Annotated in this window: 1 pseudogene; it reads right to left on the minus strand. The window is 66.6% G+C overall.

What is annotated here, in order from left to right:
* A pseudogene (locus AACY08_RS27875) lies at nucleotides 1-463 on the minus strand (hypothetical protein); the annotation flags it as partial.
* Between the last annotated feature and the right edge of the window lie 189 nt (nucleotides 464-652).

Genomic DNA, 652 nt, shown 5'->3' on the forward strand with positions numbered 1-652 from the left:
CCGCGATCGGGGTCGGCAACCACATCTCCGACAGCGGATTCCACGGATAGCCGGTAAAAAGCGTCCCCCGCAGATATTCGGTGGCGATCCAGGCAGCGGCGAAGCTCAGCACATAGGGCGCATCCGGGCGAGCCCCGCGAAAGCGCCACGCCACCCCCGCCGCCGCCATCGGAAAGATGCCGAGATACAGCGCCATCAGCCCCGGCGCGATCCAGCCGAGCGCGTGCGGCATCGCGTCCTGATAGGTAAAGGCTTTGGCGATCCAGTTATTGCCGATCAGGAAATGCCCAAAGCCGAACAGCCACCCGCGCCACAGCGCCGCGCGGATGCCGCGAGCCGCGTGGACGATCCCCATCCACAGCGCCAGGCAGCCAAGCGTTACCGGCCATAGATCCAGCGGCGCGAAGCCGACTGCGGCGATCCCGCCGAGCAGGAAGGAGAAAAGCGCGGGGCGTTCGGTCATGCCTGCGCTATCGCGTGATCGCGAGAGCGACGCAACCAATCCTCCCTGGAAACGGGGAGGGGGACCGCTCGGCTTCTTCAGGCGGGTAGTGGAGGGGGCTCTCAACAGGCGTTACGCTCGCGGCACGCCCCCTCCACCCTTCGCTGAATGCTCAGGGTCCCCCTCCCCGTGCCGGGGAGGATTATCTAT

It is taken from the genome of Pseudomonas sp. EL_65y_Pfl1_R83, from assembly GCF_963970695.1.
Lineage (GTDB): Bacteria > Pseudomonadota > Gammaproteobacteria > Pseudomonadales > Pseudomonadaceae > Aquipseudomonas > Aquipseudomonas tritici.